This window comes from Tumebacillus lipolyticus, from assembly GCF_042682745.1.
GTDB lineage: Bacteria > Bacillota > Bacilli > Tumebacillales > Tumebacillaceae > Tumebacillus_A > Tumebacillus_A lipolyticus.
Window position 1 is genome coordinate 1,261,542 of the sequence record NZ_JBHUIO010000005.1, and the last position, 22,844, is coordinate 1,284,385.

25 protein-coding genes and 1 pseudogene are annotated in these 22,844 nt (G+C 45.0%); 12 read left to right on the forward strand and 14 right to left on the reverse strand.

Translation table 11 applies throughout. The annotated features are described in order from the left end of the window. Nucleotides 1–10 precede the first annotated feature (10 nt). The gene (locus ACFSOY_RS11010; protein ID WP_386046539.1) at nt 11–1,099 is read left to right on the forward strand and encodes a sensor domain-containing diguanylate cyclase; all 1,089 of its coding nucleotides are present in this window, start codon (nt 11–13) and stop codon (nt 1,097–1,099) included. Nucleotides 1,100–1,174: 75 nt separating this feature from the next. On the opposite strand, the gene ACFSOY_RS11015 is transcribed toward ACFSOY_RS11010, so the two are convergent. From ACFSOY_RS11015 to ACFSOY_RS11045, 7 genes are all read right to left on the reverse strand, one after another. Continuing rightward, entirely contained in the window at nt 1,175–3,037 is a 1,863-nt protein-coding gene (locus ACFSOY_RS11015) for an ABC transporter ATP-binding protein (protein WP_386046541.1), read from the reverse strand. Continuing rightward, a complete protein-coding gene (locus ACFSOY_RS11020) occupies nt 3,015–4,772 on the reverse strand; it encodes an ABC transporter ATP-binding protein (protein WP_386046543.1) in 1,758 nt (585 codons plus the stop codon). Before ACFSOY_RS11020 ends, ACFSOY_RS11015 begins: the two co-directional genes overlap by 23 nt. A gap of 2 nt (nt 4,773–4,774) precedes the next feature. Continuing rightward, the gene (locus tag ACFSOY_RS11025) at nt 4,775–5,083 is read right to left on the reverse strand and encodes a hypothetical protein (protein ID WP_386046545.1); all 309 of its coding nucleotides are present in this window, start codon (nt 5,081–5,083) and stop codon (nt 4,775–4,777) included. A 283-nt stretch (nt 5,084–5,366) separates the two neighbouring features. Then, complete coding sequence (locus ACFSOY_RS11030; protein WP_386046547.1) at nt 5,367–6,239, reverse strand: AraC family transcriptional regulator; 873 nt, start codon at nt 6,237–6,239, stop codon at nt 5,367–5,369. Between the two features lie 165 nt (nt 6,240–6,404). Beyond that, nucleotides 6,405–7,061 carry a GAP family protein gene (locus ACFSOY_RS11035; RefSeq protein WP_386046549.1) on the reverse strand — a complete coding sequence of 219 codons (657 nt, stop codon included), beginning with the start codon at nt 7,059–7,061 and terminating at the stop codon, nt 6,405–6,407. Then, nucleotides 7,058–7,831, reverse strand: coding sequence for a MerR family transcriptional regulator (locus ACFSOY_RS11040; protein ID WP_386046551.1), 774 nt, complete (start codon nt 7,829–7,831; stop codon nt 7,058–7,060). The genes ACFSOY_RS11035 and ACFSOY_RS11040 overlap by 4 nt, the downstream gene beginning before the upstream one ends. Nucleotides 7,832–7,861: 30 nt before the next feature. Then, nucleotides 7,862–8,011 carry a hypothetical protein gene (locus tag ACFSOY_RS11045; protein ID WP_386046553.1) on the reverse strand — a complete coding sequence of 50 codons (150 nt, stop codon included), beginning with the start codon at nt 8,009–8,011 and terminating at the stop codon, nt 7,862–7,864. A gap of 221 nt (nt 8,012–8,232) precedes the next feature. On the opposite strand from ACFSOY_RS11045, the gene ACFSOY_RS11050 reads away from it, so the two are divergent. Then, the gene (locus ACFSOY_RS11050; RefSeq protein ID WP_386046554.1) at nt 8,233–8,898 is read left to right on the forward strand and encodes a DUF4097 family beta strand repeat-containing protein; all 666 of its coding nucleotides are present in this window, start codon (nt 8,233–8,235) and stop codon (nt 8,896–8,898) included. Between the two features lie 246 nt (nt 8,899–9,144). Here ACFSOY_RS11050 and ACFSOY_RS11055 read toward each other — a convergent pair whose 3' ends face one another. From ACFSOY_RS11055 to ACFSOY_RS11070, 4 genes are all read right to left on the reverse strand, one after another. Further along, entirely contained in the window at nt 9,145–9,978 is an 834-nt protein-coding gene (locus ACFSOY_RS11055) for a Cof-type HAD-IIB family hydrolase (RefSeq protein ID WP_386046556.1), read from the reverse strand. A 736-nt stretch (nt 9,979–10,714) separates the two neighbouring features. Next, nucleotides 10,715–11,377 carry a Type 1 glutamine amidotransferase-like domain-containing protein gene (locus ACFSOY_RS11060; protein ID WP_386046558.1) on the reverse strand — a complete coding sequence of 221 codons (663 nt, stop codon included), beginning with the start codon at nt 11,375–11,377 and terminating at the stop codon, nt 10,715–10,717. A 332-nt stretch (nt 11,378–11,709) separates the two neighbouring features. Further along, nucleotides 11,710–12,171: a phage tail protein gene (locus ACFSOY_RS11065; RefSeq protein WP_386046559.1), complete on the reverse strand. Its 462-nt coding sequence runs from the start codon at nt 12,169–12,171 to the stop codon at nt 11,710–11,712. Between the two features lie 22 nt (nt 12,172–12,193). Then, nucleotides 12,194–12,679 carry a GyrI-like domain-containing protein gene (locus ACFSOY_RS11070; protein ID WP_386046561.1) on the reverse strand — a complete coding sequence of 162 codons (486 nt, stop codon included), beginning with the start codon at nt 12,677–12,679 and terminating at the stop codon, nt 12,194–12,196. Between the two features lie 106 nt (nt 12,680–12,785). Here ACFSOY_RS11070 and ACFSOY_RS11075 point away from each other — a divergent pair, with 106 nt between their 5' ends. From ACFSOY_RS11075 to ACFSOY_RS11090, 4 genes are all read left to right on the forward strand, one after another. Next, complete coding sequence (locus ACFSOY_RS11075) at nt 12,786–13,760, forward strand: helix-turn-helix transcriptional regulator (RefSeq protein WP_386046563.1); 975 nt, start codon at nt 12,786–12,788, stop codon at nt 13,758–13,760. A 279-nt stretch (nt 13,761–14,039) separates the two neighbouring features. Then, nucleotides 14,040–14,546, forward strand: a complete 507-nt coding sequence (locus ACFSOY_RS11080) for a MerR family transcriptional regulator (RefSeq protein WP_386046565.1) — start codon at nt 14,040–14,042, stop codon at nt 14,544–14,546. Further along, the gene (locus ACFSOY_RS11085; protein ID WP_386046567.1) at nt 14,543–14,992 is read left to right on the forward strand and encodes an SRPBCC family protein; all 450 of its coding nucleotides are present in this window, start codon (nt 14,543–14,545) and stop codon (nt 14,990–14,992) included. The genes ACFSOY_RS11080 and ACFSOY_RS11085 overlap by 4 nt, the downstream gene beginning before the upstream one ends. Next, nucleotides 14,989–15,429, forward strand: coding sequence for an SRPBCC family protein (locus ACFSOY_RS11090; RefSeq protein WP_386046569.1), 441 nt, complete (start codon nt 14,989–14,991; stop codon nt 15,427–15,429). The genes ACFSOY_RS11085 and ACFSOY_RS11090 overlap by 4 nt, the downstream gene beginning before the upstream one ends. A 376-nt stretch (nt 15,430–15,805) precedes the next feature. Here ACFSOY_RS11090 and ACFSOY_RS11095 read toward each other — a convergent pair whose 3' ends face one another. Further along, a complete protein-coding gene (locus tag ACFSOY_RS11095; RefSeq protein ID WP_386046571.1) occupies nt 15,806–16,366 on the reverse strand; it encodes a TetR/AcrR family transcriptional regulator in 561 nt (186 codons plus the stop codon). Between the two features lie 167 nt (nt 16,367–16,533). On the opposite strand from ACFSOY_RS11095, the gene ACFSOY_RS11100 reads away from it, so the two are divergent. The 3 genes from ACFSOY_RS11100 (at nt 16,534) to ACFSOY_RS11110 (ending at nt 19,109) form a co-directional block, all read left to right on the forward strand. Further along, nucleotides 16,534–17,484: a DsbA family protein gene (locus tag ACFSOY_RS11100; RefSeq protein WP_386046573.1), complete on the forward strand. Its 951-nt coding sequence runs from the start codon at nt 16,534–16,536 to the stop codon at nt 17,482–17,484. 273 nt (nt 17,485–17,757) lie between these two features. Next, complete coding sequence (locus ACFSOY_RS11105; protein WP_386046826.1) at nt 17,758–18,456, forward strand: DUF4386 domain-containing protein; 699 nt, start codon at nt 17,758–17,760, stop codon at nt 18,454–18,456. 32 nt (nt 18,457–18,488) lie between these two features. After that, nucleotides 18,489–19,109 (forward strand): class I SAM-dependent methyltransferase, encoded by a 621-nt coding sequence (locus ACFSOY_RS11110; protein ID WP_386046574.1) that lies wholly within the window; start codon nt 18,489–18,491, stop codon nt 19,107–19,109. A gap of 221 nt (nt 19,110–19,330) precedes the next feature. On the opposite strand, the gene ACFSOY_RS11115 is transcribed toward ACFSOY_RS11110, so the two are convergent. Further along, nucleotides 19,331–20,515, reverse strand: a complete 1,185-nt coding sequence (locus tag ACFSOY_RS11115) for a helix-turn-helix domain-containing protein (protein WP_386046576.1) — start codon at nt 20,513–20,515, stop codon at nt 19,331–19,333. Between the two features lie 27 nt (nt 20,516–20,542). Continuing rightward, a complete protein-coding gene (locus ACFSOY_RS11120; RefSeq protein WP_386046578.1) occupies nt 20,543–21,304 on the reverse strand; it encodes a DUF5986 family protein in 762 nt (253 codons plus the stop codon). 118 nt (nt 21,305–21,422) lie between these two features. Here ACFSOY_RS11120 and ACFSOY_RS11125 point away from each other — a divergent pair. The 3 genes and pseudogenes from ACFSOY_RS11125 to ACFSOY_RS11135 form a co-directional block, all read left to right on the forward strand. Next, a pseudogene (locus ACFSOY_RS11125) lies at nt 21,423–21,652 on the forward strand (ATP-binding protein); the annotation flags it as partial. Then, the gene (istA, locus tag ACFSOY_RS11130) at nt 21,625–22,353 is read left to right on the forward strand and encodes an IS21 family transposase (RefSeq protein WP_386046580.1); all 729 of its coding nucleotides are present in this window, start codon (nt 21,625–21,627) and stop codon (nt 22,351–22,353) included. The pseudogene ACFSOY_RS11125 and the gene istA, both read left to right, overlap by 28 nt. Nucleotides 22,354–22,537: 184 nt before the next feature. After that, the gene (locus ACFSOY_RS11135; RefSeq protein WP_386046582.1) at nt 22,538–22,825 is read left to right on the forward strand and encodes a Mu transposase domain-containing protein; all 288 of its coding nucleotides are present in this window, start codon (nt 22,538–22,540) and stop codon (nt 22,823–22,825) included. Nucleotides 22,826–22,844 lie beyond the last annotated feature (19 nt).

The following is a 22,844-nucleotide window of genomic DNA, read 5'->3' on the forward strand; positions in this document are numbered from 1 at the left end:
AATTGGGACGATGTTTGGGAACCGTCACCTTAAAGTCATAATGGAAGTCCAACAGCAGATGCTGTTATCTAACTTTGATTTGAAGCTGTTTATGCAGACGATCTGCGATCGGATGTGCCTATTAACCGATGCCGACGGTTCTACCATCGAGATGCTGGCGGGCGATGAAATGGTTTATGCTGCCGTCAGCGGCACCTTGCAACCTCATCTCGGAATTCGAATAAATAAGAACGGCAGTTTGTCGGGCTTGTGCGTGACGGTGAAGGAAATCTTGTATTCGCCTGATACGCAGCAGGACGATCGCGTCAACAAGGTAGCGACGATGAAAGTCGGCGCGCGGAGCATGGTCTGCGTTCCCCTGTTCGAATCTAGCAACGCCGTCGGCGTGTTGAAAGTCATCTCCGCCCGTCCCGATGCTTTCTCCAGCCGCGATATCGAGAGGTTGCAGTTGTTATCGCTCGCCCTGGGCTCGGAGCTAGGCAAGCAAATCAACTACGACGACAAAATTCGGATTCTGAACGATTACGAGCAATTATTGGTTCAATTAAGAGCCGAAATTGAGAGACGCGAAAAACTAGAGAGCGAGCTTATTCAATTGACAGAGCGCGACATTCTGACAGGATTGCTGAATCGTAGAGGCTTTAGCGATCGAGTCCAAGGCTGGATGAATCGGGCCAGTCGAGAAGAAGGCTTATTCGGGGTGTTCTACCTCGATTTGAATAAATTCAAGCAATGCAACGATACTTACGGACATGACGTCGGCGATCTCGTGCTTGTAGAATTCGCGAATCGCATCAAGGAAGTGGTTCGCGAATCCGATCTGATCGCGCGCGTAGGCGGCGATGAGTTCGTGGTGGCAGCATGGCTGCAGAACGACTACGACGACTTGATGCAGATTGCCAAGCGTTTGATCGAGCAACTGGAGTCGCCGATGCGGATTAAGGAGCTTCAACTGCCGATGACCACCAGCGTCGGCTGTACGCTATGGGCAGAGGGCAAGACGGAGCTCGATCTCATTCGCGAGGCGGATCAATCGATGTATCTCGCCAAGTCCAACGGCGCCAACCGGATTGCGGTAAATGGGGAGCTCGTGGGGTAATTTCAGCTATATAGCTACCTCTATACCCCTGTCCCAGTTCAGCACATCGGCGCTTCTTTCCCAGTCATTATTTGATCAACTCACCTGTCCCTGTGTGAACTGATTGAGATACAAATTCGCATAAAAGCCTTTCTGCTCCAACAGCTCCTTATGCGAACCCTGTTCCATAATCTCTCCATCATTAATCACGAGAATTGTATCCGCCTCTCGGATCGTGCTTAGTCGATGGGCAATGACGAAGCTGGTTCTCCCCTTCATCAGAGATTTCATTGCCTCCTGAATATGAAGTTCTGTTCGCGTATCCACACTGCTCGTAGCTTCATCTAGGATAAGTATCGCCGGATTCGCAAGCACAGCTCGGGCAATGGTAAGCAACTGCCGCTGTCCTTGGCTTAGATTGCCGCCCTCGGCGCTCAGGTAGGTGTCATAGCCATTTGGCAGCTTTCGAATGAACGTGTCTGCGTTGGCGAGCCAGGCCGCTTGTTCCACTTCCTCATCCGTTGCGTCTAGCCGTCCATATCGAATGTTCTCCCTTATCGTTCCGGAGAACACATAGGCGTCCTGCAAAACCAGTCCAATTTGCTGCCTTAATGCATGCTTGTCGATCTGTTGAATATTTTCGCCGTCGATCAAGATCTGCCCAGACTGAATTTCATAGAATCGCGTCAACAGATTAATGATCGTCGTCTTGCCTGCGCCTGTTGGGCCAACCAAAGCAATCATCTGACCTGGTGAGGCGTGAAGAGACAAATTCTTCAGCACCGCAACATCCGGCTTATACCCGAAATTGACACGATCAAACACCACTTCGCCCTTGAACGGATGCTTCGGCGCGAATGGGACTTCTTCTGTCGTCTCCGGCTCCTGATCCAGCACTTCAAATACACGTTCAGCACCGGCAATTGCGGACTGGAGTAGATTGTACTGATTGGCCAACTGGTTGATCGGCTGGCTGAATTGGTTGGAATAATTCAGGAAACTTACGATGACCCCAATCGTAATCAATTCATGGTAGGCAAAGATGCCTCCAGATATCGCGATCACGACAAAGCTCAAATTGCGCATGGTATTCATGATCGGTCCCATTGATCCGGAGAGAGTTTGCGTCTTGATGCCAATCGAGCGCAATCGCTCATTCAGCTCGCGAAACTGCTCGACAGACTTAGACTCCCTGCCGAACACCTTGATCACCTTCAGTCCGGATATGTTTTCCTGTACGAATCCGTTCACTTCTCCCAAACACTTCTGCTGTTCGGAGAAAAACGACCTCGTGTACTTCGTGATGCGTTTTGCGACGAAGGCGAAGAGCGGAACCGTAAGAATGGTGATCAGCGTCATCCACAAGCTAAGGCTCAACATCATCACCAGGCTGCCCACGAGGATCAACACGCTGGAGATCAGTTGAACCACCGTCTGGTTCAGCGTATTGGAGACGTTCGAAATGTCATTGGTCGTACGGCTCATCAGTTCGCCATGAGCCCTTTGATCAAAAAACTGCACAGGCAGCCGCTGATATTGCTTGAACAAGTCCTGGCGCATGTCCCGAACCGTATCCTGTGACAAGCTCGAAGCCATATACTGTTGCACCCACGTAGAGACCGCCCCCAACAAATACACACTCAATAAGAGCAAGCCTATGCCTATCATCCCGTCAAATTGATGGGGGATGATATATTGATCGATCGTTTTGCCGATCAGGTAAGGGCCTAGCAGGGAAAATAGAGTGCTCAATGCCGTACAAACAACCACCACGACCAACGACCGACGATGTAGCTTCAGATATCGCCAGATTCGACGCAGCGTCCCTTTCGCGTCCTTTGATCTGATCTTCTGCACTTCACCCGGACGAAACCCACGACCCGACTGAAAGCCCATCTGGGCTAGATTCGCAGCCCCCTTATTATCATTTGAACGATTAGCTGGATTGTTGTTGGACATCCGGCACCTCCTGCTGACCGAATTGGGATCGGTAAATGTCCCGGTAAACCTCGCATGTTCTCATCAGCTCGTCATGCGCACCACTGCCCACGATCGCCCCTTCTTCGATGACCAGAATCTTCTCGGCTTCGACCACAGACGTAATGCGTTGCGCGATCAAGAACGTGATACTGCTCTTCATGAGATCTCTGAGCGCATGCTGGAGCCGCTTCTCGGTTCCAAGGTCCAGGGCACTTGTGCTGTCATCCATGATGAGGATCGGCGGCTTGATCAACAGCGCACGCGCTATGGAGATACGCTGCTTCTGCCCACCGGATAAATTCACACCCTTCTGCCCCAGCACCGTGTCATAGCCATCCGGAAGCCGTGAGATGAAGTCATGCGCCTGTGCGCTCTTCGCGGCCACCTCAATTTCCTCCTGTGTCGCGTCGGTTTTGCCGAACGCGATATTGTCCCGGATCGTGCCGGTGAACAGAAACGACTCTTGGAGAATCATCCCGATCTGGCGACGAAGCTCAAGGAGTGGAATCTCACGGATATCCTGGCCGTCCATCCGAATCGAGCCCGACGTGGCATCGTACAGTCTCGGGATCAACTGGACAAGCGTCGATTTCCCCGCTCCTGTCGCACCGATGATGGCAACCGTCTCGCCTTGTTTCGCCTCCAAATTGATGTCCCTCAGCACCAGCTCTTTGGAATCGGTCGACCCCGAATAGGAAAAAGCCACATTCTCAAACTTCACATGCTGAGCCGGAACGGTTATTACCGAATTCTGCAGCACCGTTTCAATCTGAGGCTGTGTGTTCAAGACCTCTAGGATGCGCTTTGCGGACACATTGGACTGCGAAAGACCCATCAAAAGCCCGCTCACCATAATCAGAGAAGACAGGGCCTGAACCACATAATTCACAAAAGCCACCAAGTCGCCCACCTGCACCGATTTCATCCATACCAAATTCCCGCCATACAAGAGGATGACAACGAGGCATGTGTTCATAATGATGGTTACGATTGGCAGGTTCAATGCAATATAACGCGCCGCTTTGATCGAGATTTCTGTGTAGTCCCGATTGACCTTGGTGAACTGCTTGGTTTCATAATCAGACCGGTCGAACGCCTTGACAACCCGGATGCCCGCGAGATTTTCTTGCATTCGTGTGTTCACCGCATCAAGCTTGGCCTGAACCCCGATAAAGAGAGGAGCCGAAAACCGGATGAGCAACACGAGCACCACCACAAGAAGGACCAGCGTGCCCAGCAAAATGAGCCCCAGCCTCTGATTGAGGAGAAGCGCCATCACTACACTGCCAATGAGCAAGCTTGGCGCCCTCACCAAGCCTTGTAGCAAGACCTGCATAAGGTTCTGTACCTGTACCACATCGTTGGTAATCCGTGTAATGAGTGAACCTGATTGAAATGCGTCCATATTTTCAAACGAGAAGGTCTGGATCTTCCTGAATAATGCCTCTCGAATATCGGCACCGAAGTTTTGCGAGGCGCGGCTGGCGAAGAAATTACAGCCAACGCCCGCAAGTAACGATAACAGCGTCACGCCAACCATCGTGAGTCCGGTGTGCTCAATATACGTGAAATCACGTTCGACCACACCGAAGTTCACAATACGAGCTGCCAGCGTCGGCTGTAGCAAATCAAAAAACACTTCAAATAGCATAAAAACCGGTGCAAGCAGCGCAAATTTCCAATATGGCTTTAGATAGGCTCGTAATCCCCACATGATTATGACTTTCCTTCCTCTCGCTCAAGTTCATGTAGTTTTGCGTATTCATGAAGCTCGAAGTGTTGGGAATACTCCTCAATCATCAGATCAAGCGCTTTTAACTCCCCTTGGAGTATGAGCTTGATCTCCTGAAACTCTGGCGCATCGAGTTGCTGCTTTAGCAGGTCCCGCCTCACCATCAACCGTTTCAGGAAGTCCAATGCCCGCCCTCTGCGGAAAGTCTGCGCCCCATGATGATCGTGCCGCCTACCCTTATGCTCACAAGCATGATGCTTGTCACCTTTCATGTGCCCATCTGAATTCCTCATTGTCCTTGCCTCCCGATGTATGCATTTGTATACAGTGTCAGTGTACCTAATGTATGCAAATGTATACAGGAAGTCAAGCGGTATTTTCCGCGCTATGAATGAGAAAAAGCAGTCCCACCGAAATCGGTAGAGACTGCTTTTTTTAGATTCGATGTTTTATCCATGCGTTACTTGTGAAACGGCTCTCCGCGCTGTCTGTAACGGCAAGTTTTAAGGCCATCCTTGGCGAGATGGCCTTATATTCAGAAATGATGTACCCGTATTGCAGTAAGAACTTCTTTCATTATTTTTTCATAACCGGTATCCAAATCTCGCTTCTAAAATTGGGGGAAGATACATCCTTACTTTCATTCCATAAGATTTCCGGTCCCTTTGCTAACTCATAGCTTGAGGAGGGAAACCATTCGGAATAGATGCGTCCCCAGACATTTTGCAATGTATCGGGAAATGGTCCGACAGCTTCGAATACAGCCCATGTTGCTGCCGAAACCTCAAATTTCGTCAAATATTCGGGACACTCTTTTGTTGTAGCCACGCCAACATAATGGTCAAGTTCCCCCTTTTCCTCCATTCGCCCCTCAGAAAAATTTATCGACGCTTGAAGCAGCCCCAGAGGTTCAACATTCGAGAGTTTTTTGAGTTGGTCGATGTCGTCGCTGGTCAGGCTTTTCCACATTGACGCAATTTCCGGGTTTACGCCATTGAATTGGATAGGCACCCTCCTCATGATGCCCACGATACGGAATGGTTCTTTCTCTACGATACGATAATTCATCGCGTTACCTCCCTGAATGGTTACTTGAAAGGTCAAACGCGGATAGGCTTTTAATGATTGGCCCTGCGACTTTACTAAAGATGGTGAAATACCGTGCAAGCCTTGGAAAGCTCTAGAAAAGGCGTCTGCTGAGCTATATCCGTATTTCACCGCCACATCCATAATTCTTAAACCCCCGGTTTGAAGCTCAAATGCAGCAAGAGTTAGGCGTCTCCGGCGAATGTATTCAGATAGCGTGATGCCTGCGAGGAATGAAAACATTCTAGAAAAATGATATTCGGAACAACAAGCCAGCCTCGCCGCTTCTTTCAGATCGATATCTTCAGCAAGATTTTCTTCAATGAATTGTAAGGCACCGTTCAGATTTGCAAGCCAATCCATTCGAATGACCTCCCTTCACAAACAGGATAGCAAGTTTCGGCGGTACCCATCCGACATCTCATGCACAGTTTTGCAGGGTTACCCAAGAAAATTTTGCTGTTACTTGTGAAACGGCTCTCCGAAAGAACTCGATTTGGGATACAAAGCTGCATACTATTGAATTCTCTACAGATAGTCCAAACTATAAAAAATCAAAATCAGCCCGACGATACTCATCATCCATGAAATAGCCGATCCCGAATACTTCGAAAGCTTGATTCGAAGCCTTTCCAATGGTCTTTGCATCACGCGACCTAATAATAAATGCAGTGTAAGCAAGATTATTGGCGGTAGTACCATAACGAGGTTATAGCCAACTAAAGTCGGGAGCCACTGATAGACCGCTAAATTTGAGGTGGACATAAGACCAATCGCTGCAAAATAAGGAAATGCTGCTCCCACTTCAATTAATGATGTCGTGAAGCCAAGCGCAATCATGGATGATTTACTTTTCGACTTCGGCCGTGGCAAATCGTTTTTTTCACTCTTAGGATAGTAAAAGCTGGCTATAAACAGAAGCACTCCAATGATCAGCATAACCCAACTTACGATACGATTTTGAAAGATGGAGGAAAAAGCAGTGAGTAAAACGTCTAATCCCAACATAAAAACAATACCTACAAAAAAATAAAACGCTGCGACTGTCGACAAATAAATCATCAATCGTGAACTCAATCGCTCTTTTTCAGTTAATAACAAATATACTGTGACTCCCAAAGTTGCAGGACTGAGCATATCTAATAGGGCTAATCCCCCTACAACAAGAAGCAATTCAGCACTCACGATACTCCTCCTTGCTGGGAGGGAGAATTCTGCACAGAAGAAATGTAAATTTCATATGCTCGCTCCATGAAATCTAGAACTTCTTGTTCTATCGGATAAAGTCCAAGCTTCTCCGATTGAATGGGAGACTTCCTTAAATCCCACAATTTATCGATAAACTCGTCCTCACCTTTGAATTCGTCCATTTGTTTTTCAAGCATACGCCGGATTATATTCTGTACTCTTAATGATGCAGGATCATCACTCATATGTCGTTTTATCTGACCGATCAGAGCAATCCATTCCAGAGAATCTGGATCTCCTCCCCCCATTTTGGGAAGCTTTGTCCACAGCTCAAGTTCTTTATCATTAAACATGTTCTCTCTGAAGGTCCGCAATCTTGTTTTATCCTGGTTCGATAACTGGATGAGTTTCTGTACTGCAAGATGGTCATCCCCACCTTCTACTGCAATGCTATTTATCAATTCATTTAGAGACGACTCTATACTGTTTAATCTCTCTTTCTCTTCGATGATATACACCAGTTGGCTTTTTAAACTAATCGACCAACTCCAAGTAGAGTCGGATAACATATCTTTAATGTCTTGCAAGCGGTAGCCCATTCCTTTTAGAAATTGGATTTGTTGAAGCCTTTTCATATCGTCATCCGAATATAGACGATGCCCCCCTTCTGTTTTGGAAGTGGCTGTCAATAATCCGATCTGATCATAGTACCTTAGTGTTCGAACCGTGATCTTAGTCTGTTTCGCTACTTCTTTGATATGAATCATGCACGTACACCTCCGACGACCAAGTTGGTATCAATCTTCTTTGTCTTTATATAAACCAAGTTTGATTAAATATCCTAATCCTAGACCAACTAGTACGCCTGGAAATGCATGATCAATCATAAGTCCAATCCCTGCTCCTATGATGACACATGCATAAATAATGATATCTCCTTGCTTCATATCTTCATCCCCCTTGGTATGATTTCTTCTCCCCTTCCACCGAATTAATGGACTTAACTCATGAGGAGCTTTATATTGGCTCCATTATACAAAATGACGCAACGTCACTTTCAAGTGTTTTTATCAGATATATACTTCCCGTAGAGGTCGGCAAAAACAGCTTGATAATGACGCAACGTAATCATATATAATCATCTCTACAATTACCGAGGGGTGATGAAATGAACAAATACTGTGTTTATCTTCTTTTAGTGAGTATGCTTTTTCTTAGCGCCTGTAGTAATGATAAGGAAACCGAAGAACTGCAAACTATTTCACTCGCAGAAGTAGATATCCTCCATATTAACCATGGCAGTACAACAGTAGTAGTAGAATCGGCGGATATTGAGTCACTTGAGGCTACCTTGCTTATGAATAATAATGGACCGGGAATTGTTTTAGATGAGGGGAAACAAAAAATCGAAATTCGTCTTAAGAATGATATCAAACGCATGCTAAATATCGGGAAAATGCCTCAGCTTTCCATCCGTATTCCGACCAATTATGAGGGAGAAGTAATGCTTGAAGGTTCTTCCGGCAACGTAAAGATAAAAGATCTGAACACCCATAAACTCGACATTAAAGGAAGTAGCGGAGATGTATCACTTGACTACTCAGTAATAAATGGTGACGTAGATGTTTCTGTCAAAAGTGGCAACCTTCTTTTAAATCTTGAAGACAAAGACTCCAATATACACTGGCTTTTGCAATCTGGTAGTGGAAGACGATCTGTTGCGATTCCTTTGGAAAATCGTCAACAAAGTAACAGAAAAACACAGGGACAAACGGGGGATGGCTCATTTAGTGTGCAACTCCAAACAACTTCTGGAAATATTACAGTCAAATAAAAACATCTTGATGGCTCTGGTCGCAAAGAAAGACCCTGGAATGTAGACAGTGAAAAAAAGAAGCTGTTCTTTGTTGAAGACCAGAGTTATGCATACTTAAATTCAGACTGCAGATATCGTAACATCAACGTTCAACTCGATTCTCTGCTTTACCACTATCGATGATATGACTCAGCGCGCTGTCTGAAACGACAAGTAGGGCCACCCTTTTACGGATGACCCTTTCTTTGATCTCACTTTGTTCAACTATCGCTTCCCGTTAGTCGAATCATGATCTGCAAGTGATTGCACCACAAATCTCTCAATTGCAACAGCAACACCATCATTATCATTCGAAGCGGTTACGTGGGCTGCACAATCCTTTAGTTCAATTATCGCGTTTTCCATTGCGACCGGAAATCCAGACATATGGAATAGGCCTAAATCGTTAAAATCATCTCCGAATACCATTACATTTTCCGATTTCACTCCGATATCGTTTAACACCCATTGCACAGCTTTTTCCTTTGAGGCTGATTTATGCATGATTTGGACCAATACTCCTTCATCGGTTGCGATTACGTTCACATGGTCACCGAATTGCTCGCATATCTCCCTCCATGTGCTGCAACCTAGAACCAATATTTTGGTCGGGGAAAGTGAACTAAAATAATCTTTATCAACAACCTCGGGCTTCGGTTCATTCGAGCGGATGCCTAATGAAGCCCATTGGGAATCGGAAACTGGTCTACACGTATACCATGAATCATTAACCTCATATGAGATTATCGATTGCGGTTCTCGTGACTCGATGAACTTGTTAATCTGTTGGCTAATCTCCAGAGGGATACTAATGTGCCGCTCATTTTGCTTAGATTTGCATGTAACTAAAGCACCATTGTAATAAACCATGTAGTCTACAAAGGGGAACTTCTTCAAAAATTGATTAGCCGCTCTGGGCGGCCTCGCCGTGGCAATAATAATATGAATTCCAGAATCAAAACATCTTTGAACAGCCTGATAGTTCCTAGGAGATACCGATTTATCACTACCGAGCAAGGTTCCGTCCAAGTCTAGTACAATTGCCTGAATAACAGACATCTGTATCCTCCCCACAAAATAAGCTAAATTGGTAGAATAATACTACTTAATAAAGGTGTCGTCAACAGAAAAGTTGTATTATCCTGCTCATCGCGTAATCGGGACATCAAACACAGGGCGGACGGAAGCAGTATTCCCGCGCCGATCTGCCCGATCTACGCCCGCTACCCTCTCACCTTCTCGATCATCTACACACAACAAAAAGGCGACTCGCTTGGAATCGCCAATGACATGTTATTTGATTAGCCGCCATCTTACTTCCCCTCTATCGCGAACAGAAACTCGACAGTTACACCTAGCACCTGTCCAATTCATAGAGCTTCAACCACGTTGGGCTTTCTATCCCCTGTCTCGTACATTGCATACCGGCTTTCAGACCTTTAATCCAAAAGCATCGACATTTCTTTGATCGTTTATCCTTTTTGCTTATCGTGTCCTGCTCAAATTTGGAAAATATACATTCTTCGGCATCAGCAGAAAACCCCGATGTACCTGTCCCGAAATTCGCCTCGATGACCTTCCATTTCCAACAATGAAGAGATGCATTTTGATGAAATGACCTCCGAGTACATCACTGCTAGGCTGTTACCGAACAAGTCGATCAAGCATCACAAAATCAAAGTCTTCTACTCTCCGCCATTGGCACTTGAACGAAATCCCTATGTATACCTCAACATCGATCTGAAGTACTCGGTGCATTCGAGATTGCACCCAAGAAGCTAGCAGCACAGTAAGATCACGGTGTAAACAGTTTCCAATGCCCTTCAGATACAACTTCGACCGCTCCATCGATCACTTTGATGGCAGTTTGATCATCAACTGCATACGCCGGCCCCTGCATCCCAGCTGCCCATCTCTCTGCATTCGCCATCGTGTTATACGGCAGCATTTCGTGCTCCAAATGCGGGAACATCGCAAAATCGACCAGACCCAGCGTGTCATCGCCACCGGTGGGTGGAGTCCAGCCAACGAAGAATTCCCCGATGTTAGGTGCCATCACCATGCTCCCAGCACTCATTCCCACATAGACTAACCGCAGCGACGGCAAGAGGTCTGCCAGCCCGGACTGCCGCATCCAGTAAGACAAAAACAACGGGTCACCGCCATTCACGAGCAGAACGTCAGTCTCCTTGAGCATCGGAACCCACAGCTCTTTATCGATGCTGGGCAGTGCAGTGAGCTCCAGCACCCCCATGGACTTCCAGCCCAGCTCGGTCATCGGTGCGCCGGCTTGTCCATTGAAGAACTGCCATGCGAGACCTGCACCCCCGCGCAATGCGTACGACGCAGTGGTTATGCAGAGGGCGCTCGACTCGGCAATCGGTTTGTCCAGCATGTCAACCAACGCGTCATGTATGCTTTGGTTATTGATGCCTCCAGATGTAAGCAGAAGTTTCATAACTCATCTCCTCGTCTTTGTGTGCGTCTGATATTTAATTCTTCAGACTTTTAAAATGTAGTTGCGGACGTCTATTGGGACAACTTCGGCTGGTACAAGAGCCAAACTGACCCGATACGTTAGTCGGTCTTATTAAGACCCATTATCGTTATGGGTATGCAACTGGATGCTATATCTTATATGCTTACATCAGGGTGCAGAAAGAGTCAAGAGGAAAACATAAATACATATTCATTCTTCAAAAGGAAAAGTCCGAATTCACATGAAAAAGCCGCTGCAAGAGCACAACTACGTGCCTTGAAACAGCGGCTGCCTTGGAATAGAGGCTTGTTCTAATATTCACCTTTTATTACAAAATAGGTTCCCCGAATCGTTCCGGCAAGTTTAGATTTCTGTCTGGCAAACTTAAACTTCCCTAACTCCTTGGGAATCTCCATCCCCTCGGAAAGCTTAAAACCAACAGCTCGCTTCTTAGGGTCATCAACCGTATACAAAACGTTGACCGAAAGACCATCCTCATAAAAGACGTAGGTCCAATCGATATTCTCCACCTGCAAACGCGACGTTTCCAAAGGCTTGGCCGCAAACTCAATTCCACGTTCTTCTTTCAAAATACGGTTCACATAATCAAGGTTCTCCTGGCTTTCGCTAGCCGCTACAACAGTGAATTCATGCTTGTACTTGTTCATGAAGTAACGGGCTTCATTCGCACGCAAACCAGCAAGTGCTTCTGCTACAGGTGAAGATTCCAGCCCAACTGTAGATACGTTTTTAAAGTCGACGATATACGGCATTTCCGCCCCTCCATTGCTCTGTTTATTTCTTAACGACAGGAATCCACATTTCACCAAAAACGGAGTCGTTTCGCTGTCCCATCACAACCGCTGTGTTCGGCCCGCCAACATAGGCGAAATTCTTTGCTTCCGGCAAGGCTTGACCAAAGGCAATAGCTGCAAGTTGATTACTCAGCTCTTCAGCCGTCTTCCCTTCCCCTTTTACAACCAAGTATTCTCCTTTGGGGAACTGGATGACCCTAGATCCTTCTACTGCGGGTACGGACGCTTCGGTCATAACACCGGCATAGAACATCATCTTGTTATTCACCGCTTCGCTCACGGCAAAAACGAAGTCATTTGCGGCCATGCCTTTTAAAGTATCCAATCTGCCATCCTGGCCGACTGCCTGCCAAAAGTCCGATTTCTCCTTGTTTATGCCCGCATAGTCCGTGTAATGGCTCTTCAGCTCCGTTCCAAGACCAAAAACCGTAAAGCTCTCTTTTTGCTCCAGCGTATAATCTGCCATGTTCAAAACCTTCCTTTTCCGTAAATTTAATGAGTTGTTTTCTTATCCTGCTAGGAATATGATATCCTTTAATCGTGTCAAAAAATGAACCTATTTAGGAGCTCCGATGAAAAAAGTTGAGCGGATCAATACCATTATGCGGTATATCAACAACCGATCCCAATTTACCATCTCTGAAATCATGCGGGAATTTAACATCTCTCGTTCAACCGCCGTTCGAGATATTAGAGAAATTGAGGCCTTGGGGATGCCGCTTGTCTCTGAAGTCGGAAGGGACGGCGGGTATTTTGTCATGCACAACTCGCTCCTGCCTGATGTCCGTTTTACCGATAATGAGGTCAAAGCTCTTTTTATTGCCTTTATGGCCACAAGAAATGCACAACTCCCCTATCTCAAGAGTCGCCAATCTTTAGCCGAAAAATTACTCGGCCTCATCTCCAAAAACCAGCAAGATGACCTTGTGCTTTTAAATGAAATGTTGCTATTTGAAGGCACCAACCCGCATAACCCCGACTTGCTTGAGCTGTCAGACCTCCCCCATCCCATGTTGGAAAAACTCATTCAGACCCTGCTTACGGACAACTATTTGTGGATTACCGTCGAAGAAGAGAAGGAAACCAGATCTTATCCCATCTATCTCTTGCACCTTTATCGTGAAAAGAGCTACTGGCTAATAGAAGGCTTTCACTTAAAGGAAGAAAAGAAGATGATTGTTTCTGTCGATCAACTCACTGATGTCGAACCCTTCCCGTCGAAAAAGAGAATGACCCGGAAAAAGATTATGGAAAAATTGAGTAAGCAGCAAGAAGAAATCAACCTTGTCCTTGAACTGGGTCCATTGGCAATTGCACAGTACAAGAAATATCATCCTTTGAAAGCGTCCATTTCCTATACAAATCCATACCAAGCCACAGCCATTCTAAAGACCTTTGTCAACGTACATCAACCAGAAGAGTTGACGGATATCACAAATTGGCTTCTTTTCCTAGGTGAAGATATCAGGGTCAGGGAAGTCCCTGAAGAGGTCGTAGAAGGTTTACAAAAGAGAGGATGGTGGCTTAAAGAGGAGTTCGGTGGATAAAAGCAGGGGGCGGCGAAAAATGCGAAAGGAGCTTTCGCAGGCGCGACACCTGCTCTCAAAAAATATAACCATGACCGGAAAAAACCTGTCAAGCGAAACTGTCCAGACCCCTCCTTTGGACTATCGTTTACGGCTCATTAGACACCATAGCTTGTGTTCAAAATCAGTGACAAAAAAAATTCCGGTAGAGCGTCACAAGTTCGCTTGCACCTTACGTAACGTAATGTTTTACAATAGAGCTACCGGTACATAGCTAGCGCCAAAGAGTGGAGATGGTCAATGAAGAGACATTGGAAGGTTGGGGACCTCGCCAAGCTGACGGGGCTTACCGTACGAACCCTACGCTTTTATGATCAAATCGGTTTGCTATCTCCATCCGGCCAGACGGAATCGGGCCACAGGCTATATAGTGAATCGAACTTGTCACGCTTGCACCAGATCCTATCGCTTAAGGAGCTGGGGTTATCTCTTGAGGAGATTAAGTTGGCCTTAAGTGGCGGGCAGATCAGTCCGCTTGAGATCGTCAACCTGCAGATAAATCAAATCAAAGAGCAGATCAAACTGCAGCAGAAACTATTGGAGCAGCTCAGACATGTATCCAAGCTTATGCAAGGCAAGGCGGAATTAACGGTTGAAGATTTCACGAGCCTTCTGCAAGCGATGAAGATGGGATTCGAGAAGCCGGTCATTGAGCGGCAAACGAGTTGGGAGCGACATTTGGACCTGTTAGGAGACTTTCTTGTCGAGGAGAGCGGAATTCCGAGACATAAGGAGGAAAATCAATGAACGAACGATTTGTCAAGCATGGAACTTTCGTCGTTGAGCGGACGTATGCCGCTTCGCCGGAGAGGGTTTATCACGCATGGGCCGATCCGATTGCCAAAGCCAAGTGGTTTTCTAAGCCAGACATCTTCGATTTTCAGGTCGGTGGGCGCGAGTACAGCAGTGGCGGGCCGCCGGAAGGGCCGATCTTTTCCTTCGACGCCATCTATCAGGAGCTTGTTCCAGAGCAGCGCATTGTCTATACCTACACGCTGGATTCGGGAGGCATACGCATCTCCGTTTCAATCACAACGATCGAGCTTATCAAGGTGGAGGGCGGTACGAAGCTGATTTTCACGGAGCAAGGTGCGTTCTTTGACGGACACGATACACCAGAAGTGCGGGAACACGGTACAAACGTCATGTTGGACGCACTGGGCAAGGTAGTCGAAGGGGAGGTAGGAGCATGACCATAGGTGAAAATGAACTTCTTGCTACGCGCGAGTACGATGTCCCGCGGGAGATCGTGTTTCGAGCCTGGACCACCCCCGATTTGTTAGCCCAATTTTGGGGGCCGCAAGGTTTCACGAATACGATTCACGAGTGCGACATGAGACCGGGAGGCACGTGGCTGTTCACCATGCATGGACCGGATGGCGTGGATTATCCTAACCATAACGTCTTTGTTGAGATCGTGCCGCCGGAGCGGATCGTGATTGATCATCGATCCGGCCACGAGTTTCGCGTAACGGCTACCTTCGAGAGCTTCGAAGGCCGCACAAGGGTTACCTTCCGTCAACTTTTCAAGAAAAAAGAGGAGTTTGAACAAGCCAAGCTGATCTGTATAGAAGCCAATGAACAGCAGCTTGACCGACTTGGCAAGCTACTGGCGGAATTGGCCTACTAACTTTGCAAAGTTATATCGTCTTTTACCCGAAAGAACTGCTGCTTACGTGATGACTCTAAAATTGTCGCCGTTCACGTTCCCCGTTGGGAATCGGACGGCGACTAGCGTTGCGCGGGAGCGCTTCCTGCAGCGCTCCTCGTTCATATTGTGGACTACTTCAACCAATTATGGACTGAACCGCGAACTGTTTGCCAAAAAAATCGATTTGTTTAGAGGCTCAGAATCACTCCATTCAACATACCTACAACACGCCCTGCGATTCCCACAACAAAATTCTACGCCGTCACTTATGATACGGTTCAGCTTAACGGGGCTATCGGCGAAATCAAAGGATAGCATCGAGAGTTCCATGGAGTCTCGTGTAAGCAATAAAGTCTCAAACGTGCTCAATCCCAGAAATCAGAAAAGGAATGGCCGACTTAATAAATTCTTCCGGCGATGATTCCTTACGATTTCTCCTCCACTCCACAGAAGCACCATAAACACCCCAACTTAAAATGACAGCTGTAATTTTAAGAGATTCATCCTCTTCTGTTGTATGTTGTTTTCGTAACATTCCATAGAAAATGATTTCAAGTTGTTCCCTAATAATGCGGGCTATGGTCTCATCGTATCCTCTATGACACCGATTCGATATAGCTTTTTGGAAATCCGTTATGGCTACGAAGATATCAATAATCGATGCTTCATTTAATTCGCTTTTCTCGAAATCCATGGAGTTAAAATTGATCAATAAAACTTCCGATAACACTTTATCCAACAAGTCATATATATCTTCAAAATGATAATAGAACGTTGCGCGATTAATCTTAGCCTCTGTTGTAATATCCTTAACGGTAATATCCTTGAACTCTTTTTTGCCCGAAAGTTCAATAAAAGAGTCCATGATTAACTTACGAGTTCGTAAAACTCGGGGATCTGTCTTTGATTGAGTCATATCATGTCCCTCCAGCTTTTTAAACAATTGTATCAATGTGTTGCATAAACGACAAATGGAATGATCTATTGGTGTTCCGCTAGATTTTTTACGGATAGAATATGGTTGTAAAACAAAGCGATGTTACTAGTAACGCTTGTTTATAACACTTCAAGGAGGCAACCAACATGGTAAATGAGGATAAACGAATGGCGAACGATAATCATATGATTTGTGATTTAGAAACAGGTGTATGTGGAGTAGCTGGGGAGGAAGAAATGGAGATGATCGATTTTAATCAACCCCAAAGATCCATTGAAGTTTATTATGTAACGGATCCAATTTGCTCTCACTGCTGGGCGCTTGAACCTGTTCTTCGTCGTTTTAAAGAGCAGCTGGGACATTATTTCAACTTTCATACGGTTATGGGTGGATTGCTGGAAAAATGGAGTGATGAGCCTGTCGACCCACGTAACGGAATATCAGGACCTGCTGACGTCTTCGGCCACTGGAGAGAGGTTGGAGAATATTCGCGCATGCCGATTGACGGTTCATTGATGCTCGACAATCCGGTCCAATCCTCCTACCCGCCTTCTCGTGTATTTAAAGTGATTCAAAAAAATTATAACGATGCATTAGCCTATGAGTACTTAAGACGATCACGAGAAGCTCTGTTCGCATATAATCGAAATATCGCCGATGAATCCATCATGATAGACATCGTAAATCAGCTTGGACTTAATGGAGAAGCTATTGTAACAGATGCCGAACAACAAACCGGCCAGCAATTATTGAATGAAGATTTTAGTCTCGCTAGAAGCCTTGGAGTTAGAGGTTTCCCGACGATCATTATGATTAACAAGGAAAATGGAGGATTGAAAATTGTGGGTAGTCGTCCATTTGAATCCTATGTTGAGGGCCTACAGCAAATTCTAAATACGGAAGAAATACAACCCAAACAACAACCACCCCTTTCTAACTTGCTTGAAAAAGAAAAGCTATTATTTTCTAAAGAAATTGAAGTTATGTATGATGTTGAAAAGTCGGAAATCAACGCTTTTGTTGAAAAAGAACTTGCACCAAGCAGTTATCAAGTGAAGGAACTTCTAGGGGAATCCTATTTTACAACCACGAAATAATAATGGAAAATATTGTCGTATCTTCCTATGTAAAAACCCTCTAAACTCCAACTTTAGGGGGTTGCGGTTTTTTATCCGATCTGCTGGGGCGTATCGCTCAATTATACTTTTATAGAAAAGGAGTTTAACATGGGAAAGGATGCGATCAGCAATCATATACGGAATCTTCGCTTGCATCATAACGAGATGACCCAGCAGCAATTAGCGGATAAAACTGGGGAGTGAAGGTCCGCAAACATCTGCCAAGGGCATGGTATGATAAGGAGGTTAATTATATTGAGGAAGAGTACATTCTCAGGTAGAAGGTCTGCAGTTATTACTGGGGTGTTATTTATAGCCGGTTTGGTTACAGGCCTATTTAGTGTTGTTCCTGTTATAGATGGAGCAGACTACCTTGTCAAGGCTTCTACAAATGAAAGCCAGGTACTAATAGGAGCATTTTCCCAGTTGTTAATGGTTGTTGCATATGTTGGTATTCCAATATTGATGTATCCGATTTTAAGTAAGCATAATAAAGGTTCTGCTCTTGGATCTGTTGCTTTCGGCATCATTGCAGGTGTGTTCATTATCATGGGTGTAATCATTCTTCTGTTGCTATTGACATTAAGCCACGAATTTGCAAAAGTTGGAACTCTGAATGGTTCGTATTTTCAGACCCTGGGTGGATTGTTGCGGGAAGGACGTGATTTGGTAAACCATGTGGCGACGACACTGACATTTGTTTCGGCTATGTTCTTGTTGAACTACATATTTTACCAAACCAAATTAGTTCCGCGTTGGTTGTCCGTTTCGGGTCTTATTGGGTCAATATTGTCCATATTGGCAAGCTTATTATTTATGATTCGCTACATCGGTTTGGATGCAACCTACATGATGTTGAACGTTCCAATCGCCTTTCAACAATTGGTTTTGGCTATATGGCTAATCATTCAAGGATTCGACCGGGCGGAACAGGATTCTGTAACCCATTAAGATGAATGCTCAAGAAAGCTGGTGTACCTGAAATGAATAAACCAGAAAGCTTTTGGGATAAAACAGCAAGTAAATATGATCAATTAGAGAAGAAGGATGAACAAACTTACCTCCAAATCATACAACGAACGAAAATGCATCTCAAATTAAGCAACGTGGTGCTGGATTACGGCTGTGGAACCGGATTAATATCCAATGAAATTATCGAAGACGTGAAAGAAATTCATGCGATTGATATATCTTCTAATATGATCGCAATTGCCGAAAAAAAGGCAAAGGAGCGAAACATCGCAAATATTAACTATTCTCATGCGACCATTTTTGATGAAAGGTATAAGAAAGGATCATTTGATGTCATTTTGGCCTTTCATGTTCTGCATTTGTTGGAAGATGAACATATCGTTCTGCAAAGAATGAACGAATTGTTGAAACCAGAAGGATTATTAATATCTGCAACACCATGCGTGGGAGAAAAGATAGTTCTAAGAAACTTCTTAAACTTTGCAGGTAGAGTTGGTTTAGTGCCGAATATACGATCATTTAAAATACTCAATTTAGTCGATACAATTGAGAAAGGGAATTTTTCAATTGTCGAAACGGAATGCTTGAAGAAAAGTTCTCAGGAATATTTCGTTGTTGCTAGGAAGATTTGATATGTAAGAAAGGGGCCCTTTTACCAAAAATTTCGCCGTCACTTATGGCACGGTTCACCGTATCGCTCTAAGTGAGAAAGGACACGTATTTCGCGTCCTTTCCATGCTCCCCTAACCACTAAGGTTTAACTCAACAATATTTTTGGATGACACAAATCCACCTATCCATATCAACAAAAAAAGGTGCCATTTTTAGGGGCACCTTTGCAACAGTGTAGTAACTAACTTGTTATGTCTCTAGATCTTGATTCTAACTTATCCTTAATGCTCACGATATTGCCTGTATGGGCAATTTCCGTCTCCAAATACCCTTCTTCAAGCCCTAATAATCCTTCAACTTCTTCCCGTAACAAGCTTAATCCATAATGCTGCGATAATTTCTGCATAAACCCTTCGCCGCTGATGTAGTCATTCTCAATCAACAACTCTATAGCCTGCTTCATCGAAACTGGATCTTTCAAGTCTTTTAAATCATCGAGCGGCTCTTTTGTTCTCCAACCTTTATGGCTTATAGAACGCTGCATGTACTGATAAGTTCCATCATTGATTGCTCCTAACTTGTAGGCCCGCATCACCATTGCTCCGATAGACACACACCACTTTTTTTTAAGCAATGTATAATAGTTCAAGTCATTAGGATGCATGGATACATCCCTCAGAAAACTTTCTCTAGGTAGCAAGAACGCTGCAGCAAAATCATTCGCTTCCTTCTCGATTTGCTTAAACTCTTCTTTGCTTAAGTCCTCAATATTCAAATACGGGTCATGCAAAACTTTGTGGCCTAACTCGTGAGCAACGTCAAACTGACGTCTATAAAAAGACCGTTTATCATTACCTAAAACAATGGAATAGTACAACTTTCCATCTATTTCATGTTGTGAGCCGAAAGCGTCAATCATCTTATTATCTAAATTCAAAGAGGATATAACAAAACCCTTAGTTTCAAGTAAATAAATAATATCCTTTATCGGTCTATCACCAAGCGACCAAACCATTCTGACTTGGTCGGCCACTTCTTCAACACTTTCAATATCCCGATCGGAAAAGTCTGGAACATCAAGCTCTGGGAAATCCACGTACTCCTCAAGCAAAGCACGAATAATTGTTAAGTACTTTACTCGGTCATACTGCATCTCTCGTTCTTTCTTTCCCGTAGTCAACAAAGAACGAAAATAGGTGCTTCCCGTCTTTACTTCAACAGGTGTTTCATAAAAGAATTCTCGGGGGAATTTCAAAATATTTGTTATATGCAACAACGAATCTAGGTTAGGAACAGCTTTGTTGTTTTCATACTTCGAAATCATCTGTTTACTAACACCGAGTTCGTTAGCTAGATCAGTAATAGTAAGACCTCGATATATCCTTCCCTCTCGTAGTCTCGCCCCATTAAACTGCCGCTGAAACATTCCGATTCCTCCTTATATCGAGGAATATTAGCCGTTATCTTCCTCTTTTTTTCTTTTTTCCTTTTTTCCTTCTTCAACGAGCTTCTTCTTGTCAATTTCCGCTTTCCGCTTCTTAACCGATGGCTTAATTTTAGGTATGATACCCATGTTCTCCATGCCTGGATCGTTTAAAACAGCCACGTCACTATATTCGTCTTTAGACACATATGCTGTCCATTCCGCCTTGTCAATTAACTCAAAATATCGATTAAACAGGCGTGCTTCAACACCAACAATTTTCTTACCGATTTCCTGACCAACTACAAAAATTACTTGCTTGACCAAAGGATATTCTTCTCCCAGTATCTTCTGGACTTCAAGCAACCTTTTGTTTTCATATTCTTCTGTCAGTGGTTCGAATAACGTCATTTGTTGGTTGGGGAACTCAAGGGGATTACTGTTCAACGATACGAACGCATGAAAGTAGTGAATACTCTTTTTACCAAAATTCTTGATTACAACATCTAAGTTCTTTTCCTTTGAGAAAATATACAGGCTACCAGTACCTAAATCCAGAACACAGACAAATGTCCAGATACCCCTGCTCTTCGTGAGTACAACCAGATCATTTTGAAGTGCCGAATCTTTAATACGGCCAAACCGTTTATCCCAAGAACCGCCATGCCTAAAGTTCCCGGTACCCATACCATAATCCTTTGTAATATCGTTTAAGACACTCTCTGTTTCTTGAGTAAAGGACTTGACCAATAACTTTGCCATATCATCATTCAACAAAAAACGACTCAGCAAATTATTCCACCTCCAGATCACCATACTGGATTTTTTTCTAATTATACTACACAAAATCAAAAAAAGTAAACCTCCGACTGCTATTTTATCTCATTATTCTCCATGCCCAAACATGTGAGGAGCTATCTTTGAAGACATAGTGTTAGCGACTGCCATTCTAGACCGCCTTCTCCACCATTCCAGTACCACGACATAGAGGGTGAAAGTTATCGCGCGCAGGAGAAGAAAAGCAAGCTAAAGACAGGAAACTCCGATAATTGTGAGCAACGGTTGAAACTTCCCCACTTCCAACGGACAATCTCTCCGAGAGGAGAGAAATCATGGTCAAGAACGGGGAATTTTTCGTGATTAAAGAGATGAAACAACGAGGAATGAGCATCACGGCTATTTCAAAAGAGCTTGGGCGCGATCGGAAGACTATTCGCAGTTGGTTGCGCGAGGAGTCCCCAGAAACTTACCAACGCACATTAGAAAAACCTGAGAAGTTGGCACCTTTCAAAGCTTACGTTCGCAAGAGAATGGAAGTAGGGTGTTTGAACGCAGTTGTTATTTTGGATGAGATTCGAGCTGCTGGCTACACGGGTGGCATCACAAGACTTCGAGATTTTATGCGGCCGCTCCGGCCACTAGTCGCTTCCAAAGCAACGGTTCGATTTGAAACTCCGCCTGGACGACAGGCGCAAGTGGATTGGGGCGAGTTTCAAGTCGATTGGAACGGAAAGAAAAAACGCCTTTATGCGTTTGTTATGGTATTGGGGTACTCCCGGATGATGTATGTGGAATTTAAGGAGGATCAGCGTCTGGAGACTCTTATCGGTTGTCACGAACGAGCCATCCGGTACTTTGGGGGCATAACTGAAACGTGTCTCTACGATAACATGAAAACTGTGGTTTCAGGGACTGACGAACAAGGAGAAGTTGTTTGGAATCACCGTTTCGGCCAGTTCGCTTCTCACCATGGCTTCCTGCTCCGTCGCTGTCGCCCCTATCGAGCTAGAACGAAAGGAAAGGTAGAAAACGGAGTAGGCTATGTACGAAAAAACTTTTGACAGAGGGTTCAGACATTCACGGATCTTCAACATCTCAATGAACAAGCTCTACACTGGCTGAATACGGTTTCTAATGTGCGCCTACACGGTACCACACAAGAACGGCCCGTTGACCGTCTTCCCCGTGAGCATTTGAAATCACCTGCAGTTGTACTTTGACTACTTAGACTATCAGGTTCGAAAGGTGTCGTCAGACACGCTCGTTTCCTACGAAGGAAACCGCTACTCGGTTCCAATCCAGTTTGTGGGTCACCTTGTACAAATCAAAGATGACCGTCGTGGAGGCATCCACATCTATCATGAAGGCATGGTCATCGCGGAGCACAGAAAGGCTACGGGGCACCGAGAAATTGTACAAAATAAAAAACACTTCGATGGGATTCGAAAAGACAGTGTCGCGAGACCGGTCAGCCAACCATCACCTCGACTTATGTCTAATCCAATACCTGTAGCGCCCTCTCGCCGTCTATGATCAGCTCATGGACGAGGGG

Bases quoted from the DNA above. Each gene is read 5' to 3' on its own strand.
- ACFSOY_RS11025 (WP_386046545.1), bottom strand. From the start codon at position 5,083: ATGAGGAATTCAGATGGGCACATGAAAGGTGACAAGCATCATGCTTGT.
- ACFSOY_RS11090 (WP_386046569.1), top strand. From the start codon at position 14,989: ATGACCATAGGTGAAAATGAACTTCTTGCTACGCGCGAGTACGATGTC.
- ACFSOY_RS11070 (WP_386046561.1), bottom strand. From the start codon at position 12,679: ATGGCAGATTATACGCTGGAGCAAAAAGAGAGCTTTACGGTTTTTGGT.
- ACFSOY_RS11045 (WP_386046553.1), bottom strand. From the start codon at position 8,011: ATGAAGCAAGGAGATATCATTATTTATGCATGTGTCATCATAGGAGCA.
- ACFSOY_RS11020 (WP_386046543.1), bottom strand. From the start codon at position 4,772: ATGTGGGGATTACGAGCCTATCTAAAGCCATATTGGAAATTTGCGCTG.
- ACFSOY_RS11110 (WP_386046574.1), top strand. From the start codon at position 18,489: ATGAATAAACCAGAAAGCTTTTGGGATAAAACAGCAAGTAAATATGAT.
- ACFSOY_RS11010 (WP_386046539.1), top strand. From the start codon at position 11: ATGTTTGGGAACCGTCACCTTAAAGTCATAATGGAAGTCCAACAGCAG.
- ACFSOY_RS11100 (WP_386046573.1), top strand. From the start codon at position 16,534: ATGGTAAATGAGGATAAACGAATGGCGAACGATAATCATATGATTTGT.
- ACFSOY_RS11115 (WP_386046576.1), bottom strand. From the start codon at position 20,515: ATGTTTCAGCGGCAGTTTAATGGGGCGAGACTACGAGAGGGAAGGATA.
- ACFSOY_RS11080 (WP_386046565.1), top strand. From the start codon at position 14,040: ATGAAGAGACATTGGAAGGTTGGGGACCTCGCCAAGCTGACGGGGCTT.
- ACFSOY_RS11030 (WP_386046547.1), bottom strand. From the start codon at position 6,239: ATGGATTGGCTTGCAAATCTGAACGGTGCCTTACAATTCATTGAAGAA.
- ACFSOY_RS11015 (WP_386046541.1), bottom strand. From the start codon at position 3,037: ATGTCCAACAACAATCCAGCTAATCGTTCAAATGATAATAAGGGGGCT.
- ACFSOY_RS11075 (WP_386046563.1), top strand. From the start codon at position 12,786: ATGAAAAAAGTTGAGCGGATCAATACCATTATGCGGTATATCAACAAC.
- ACFSOY_RS11060 (WP_386046558.1), bottom strand. From the start codon at position 11,377: ATGAAACTTCTGCTTACATCTGGAGGCATCAATAACCAAAGCATACAT.
- ACFSOY_RS11065 (WP_386046559.1), bottom strand. From the start codon at position 12,171: ATGCCGTATATCGTCGACTTTAAAAACGTATCTACAGTTGGGCTGGAA.
- istA (WP_386046580.1), top strand. From the start codon at position 21,625: ATGGTCAAGAACGGGGAATTTTTCGTGATTAAAGAGATGAAACAACGA.
- ACFSOY_RS11095 (WP_386046571.1), bottom strand. From the start codon at position 16,366: ATGACTCAATCAAAGACAGATCCCCGAGTTTTACGAACTCGTAAGTTA.
- ACFSOY_RS11050 (WP_386046554.1), top strand. From the start codon at position 8,233: ATGAACAAATACTGTGTTTATCTTCTTTTAGTGAGTATGCTTTTTCTT.
- ACFSOY_RS11085 (WP_386046567.1), top strand. From the start codon at position 14,543: ATGAACGAACGATTTGTCAAGCATGGAACTTTCGTCGTTGAGCGGACG.
- ACFSOY_RS11055 (WP_386046556.1), bottom strand. From the start codon at position 9,978: ATGTCTGTTATTCAGGCAATTGTACTAGACTTGGACGGAACCTTGCTC.
- ACFSOY_RS11040 (WP_386046551.1), bottom strand. From the start codon at position 7,831: ATGATTCATATCAAAGAAGTAGCGAAACAGACTAAGATCACGGTTCGA.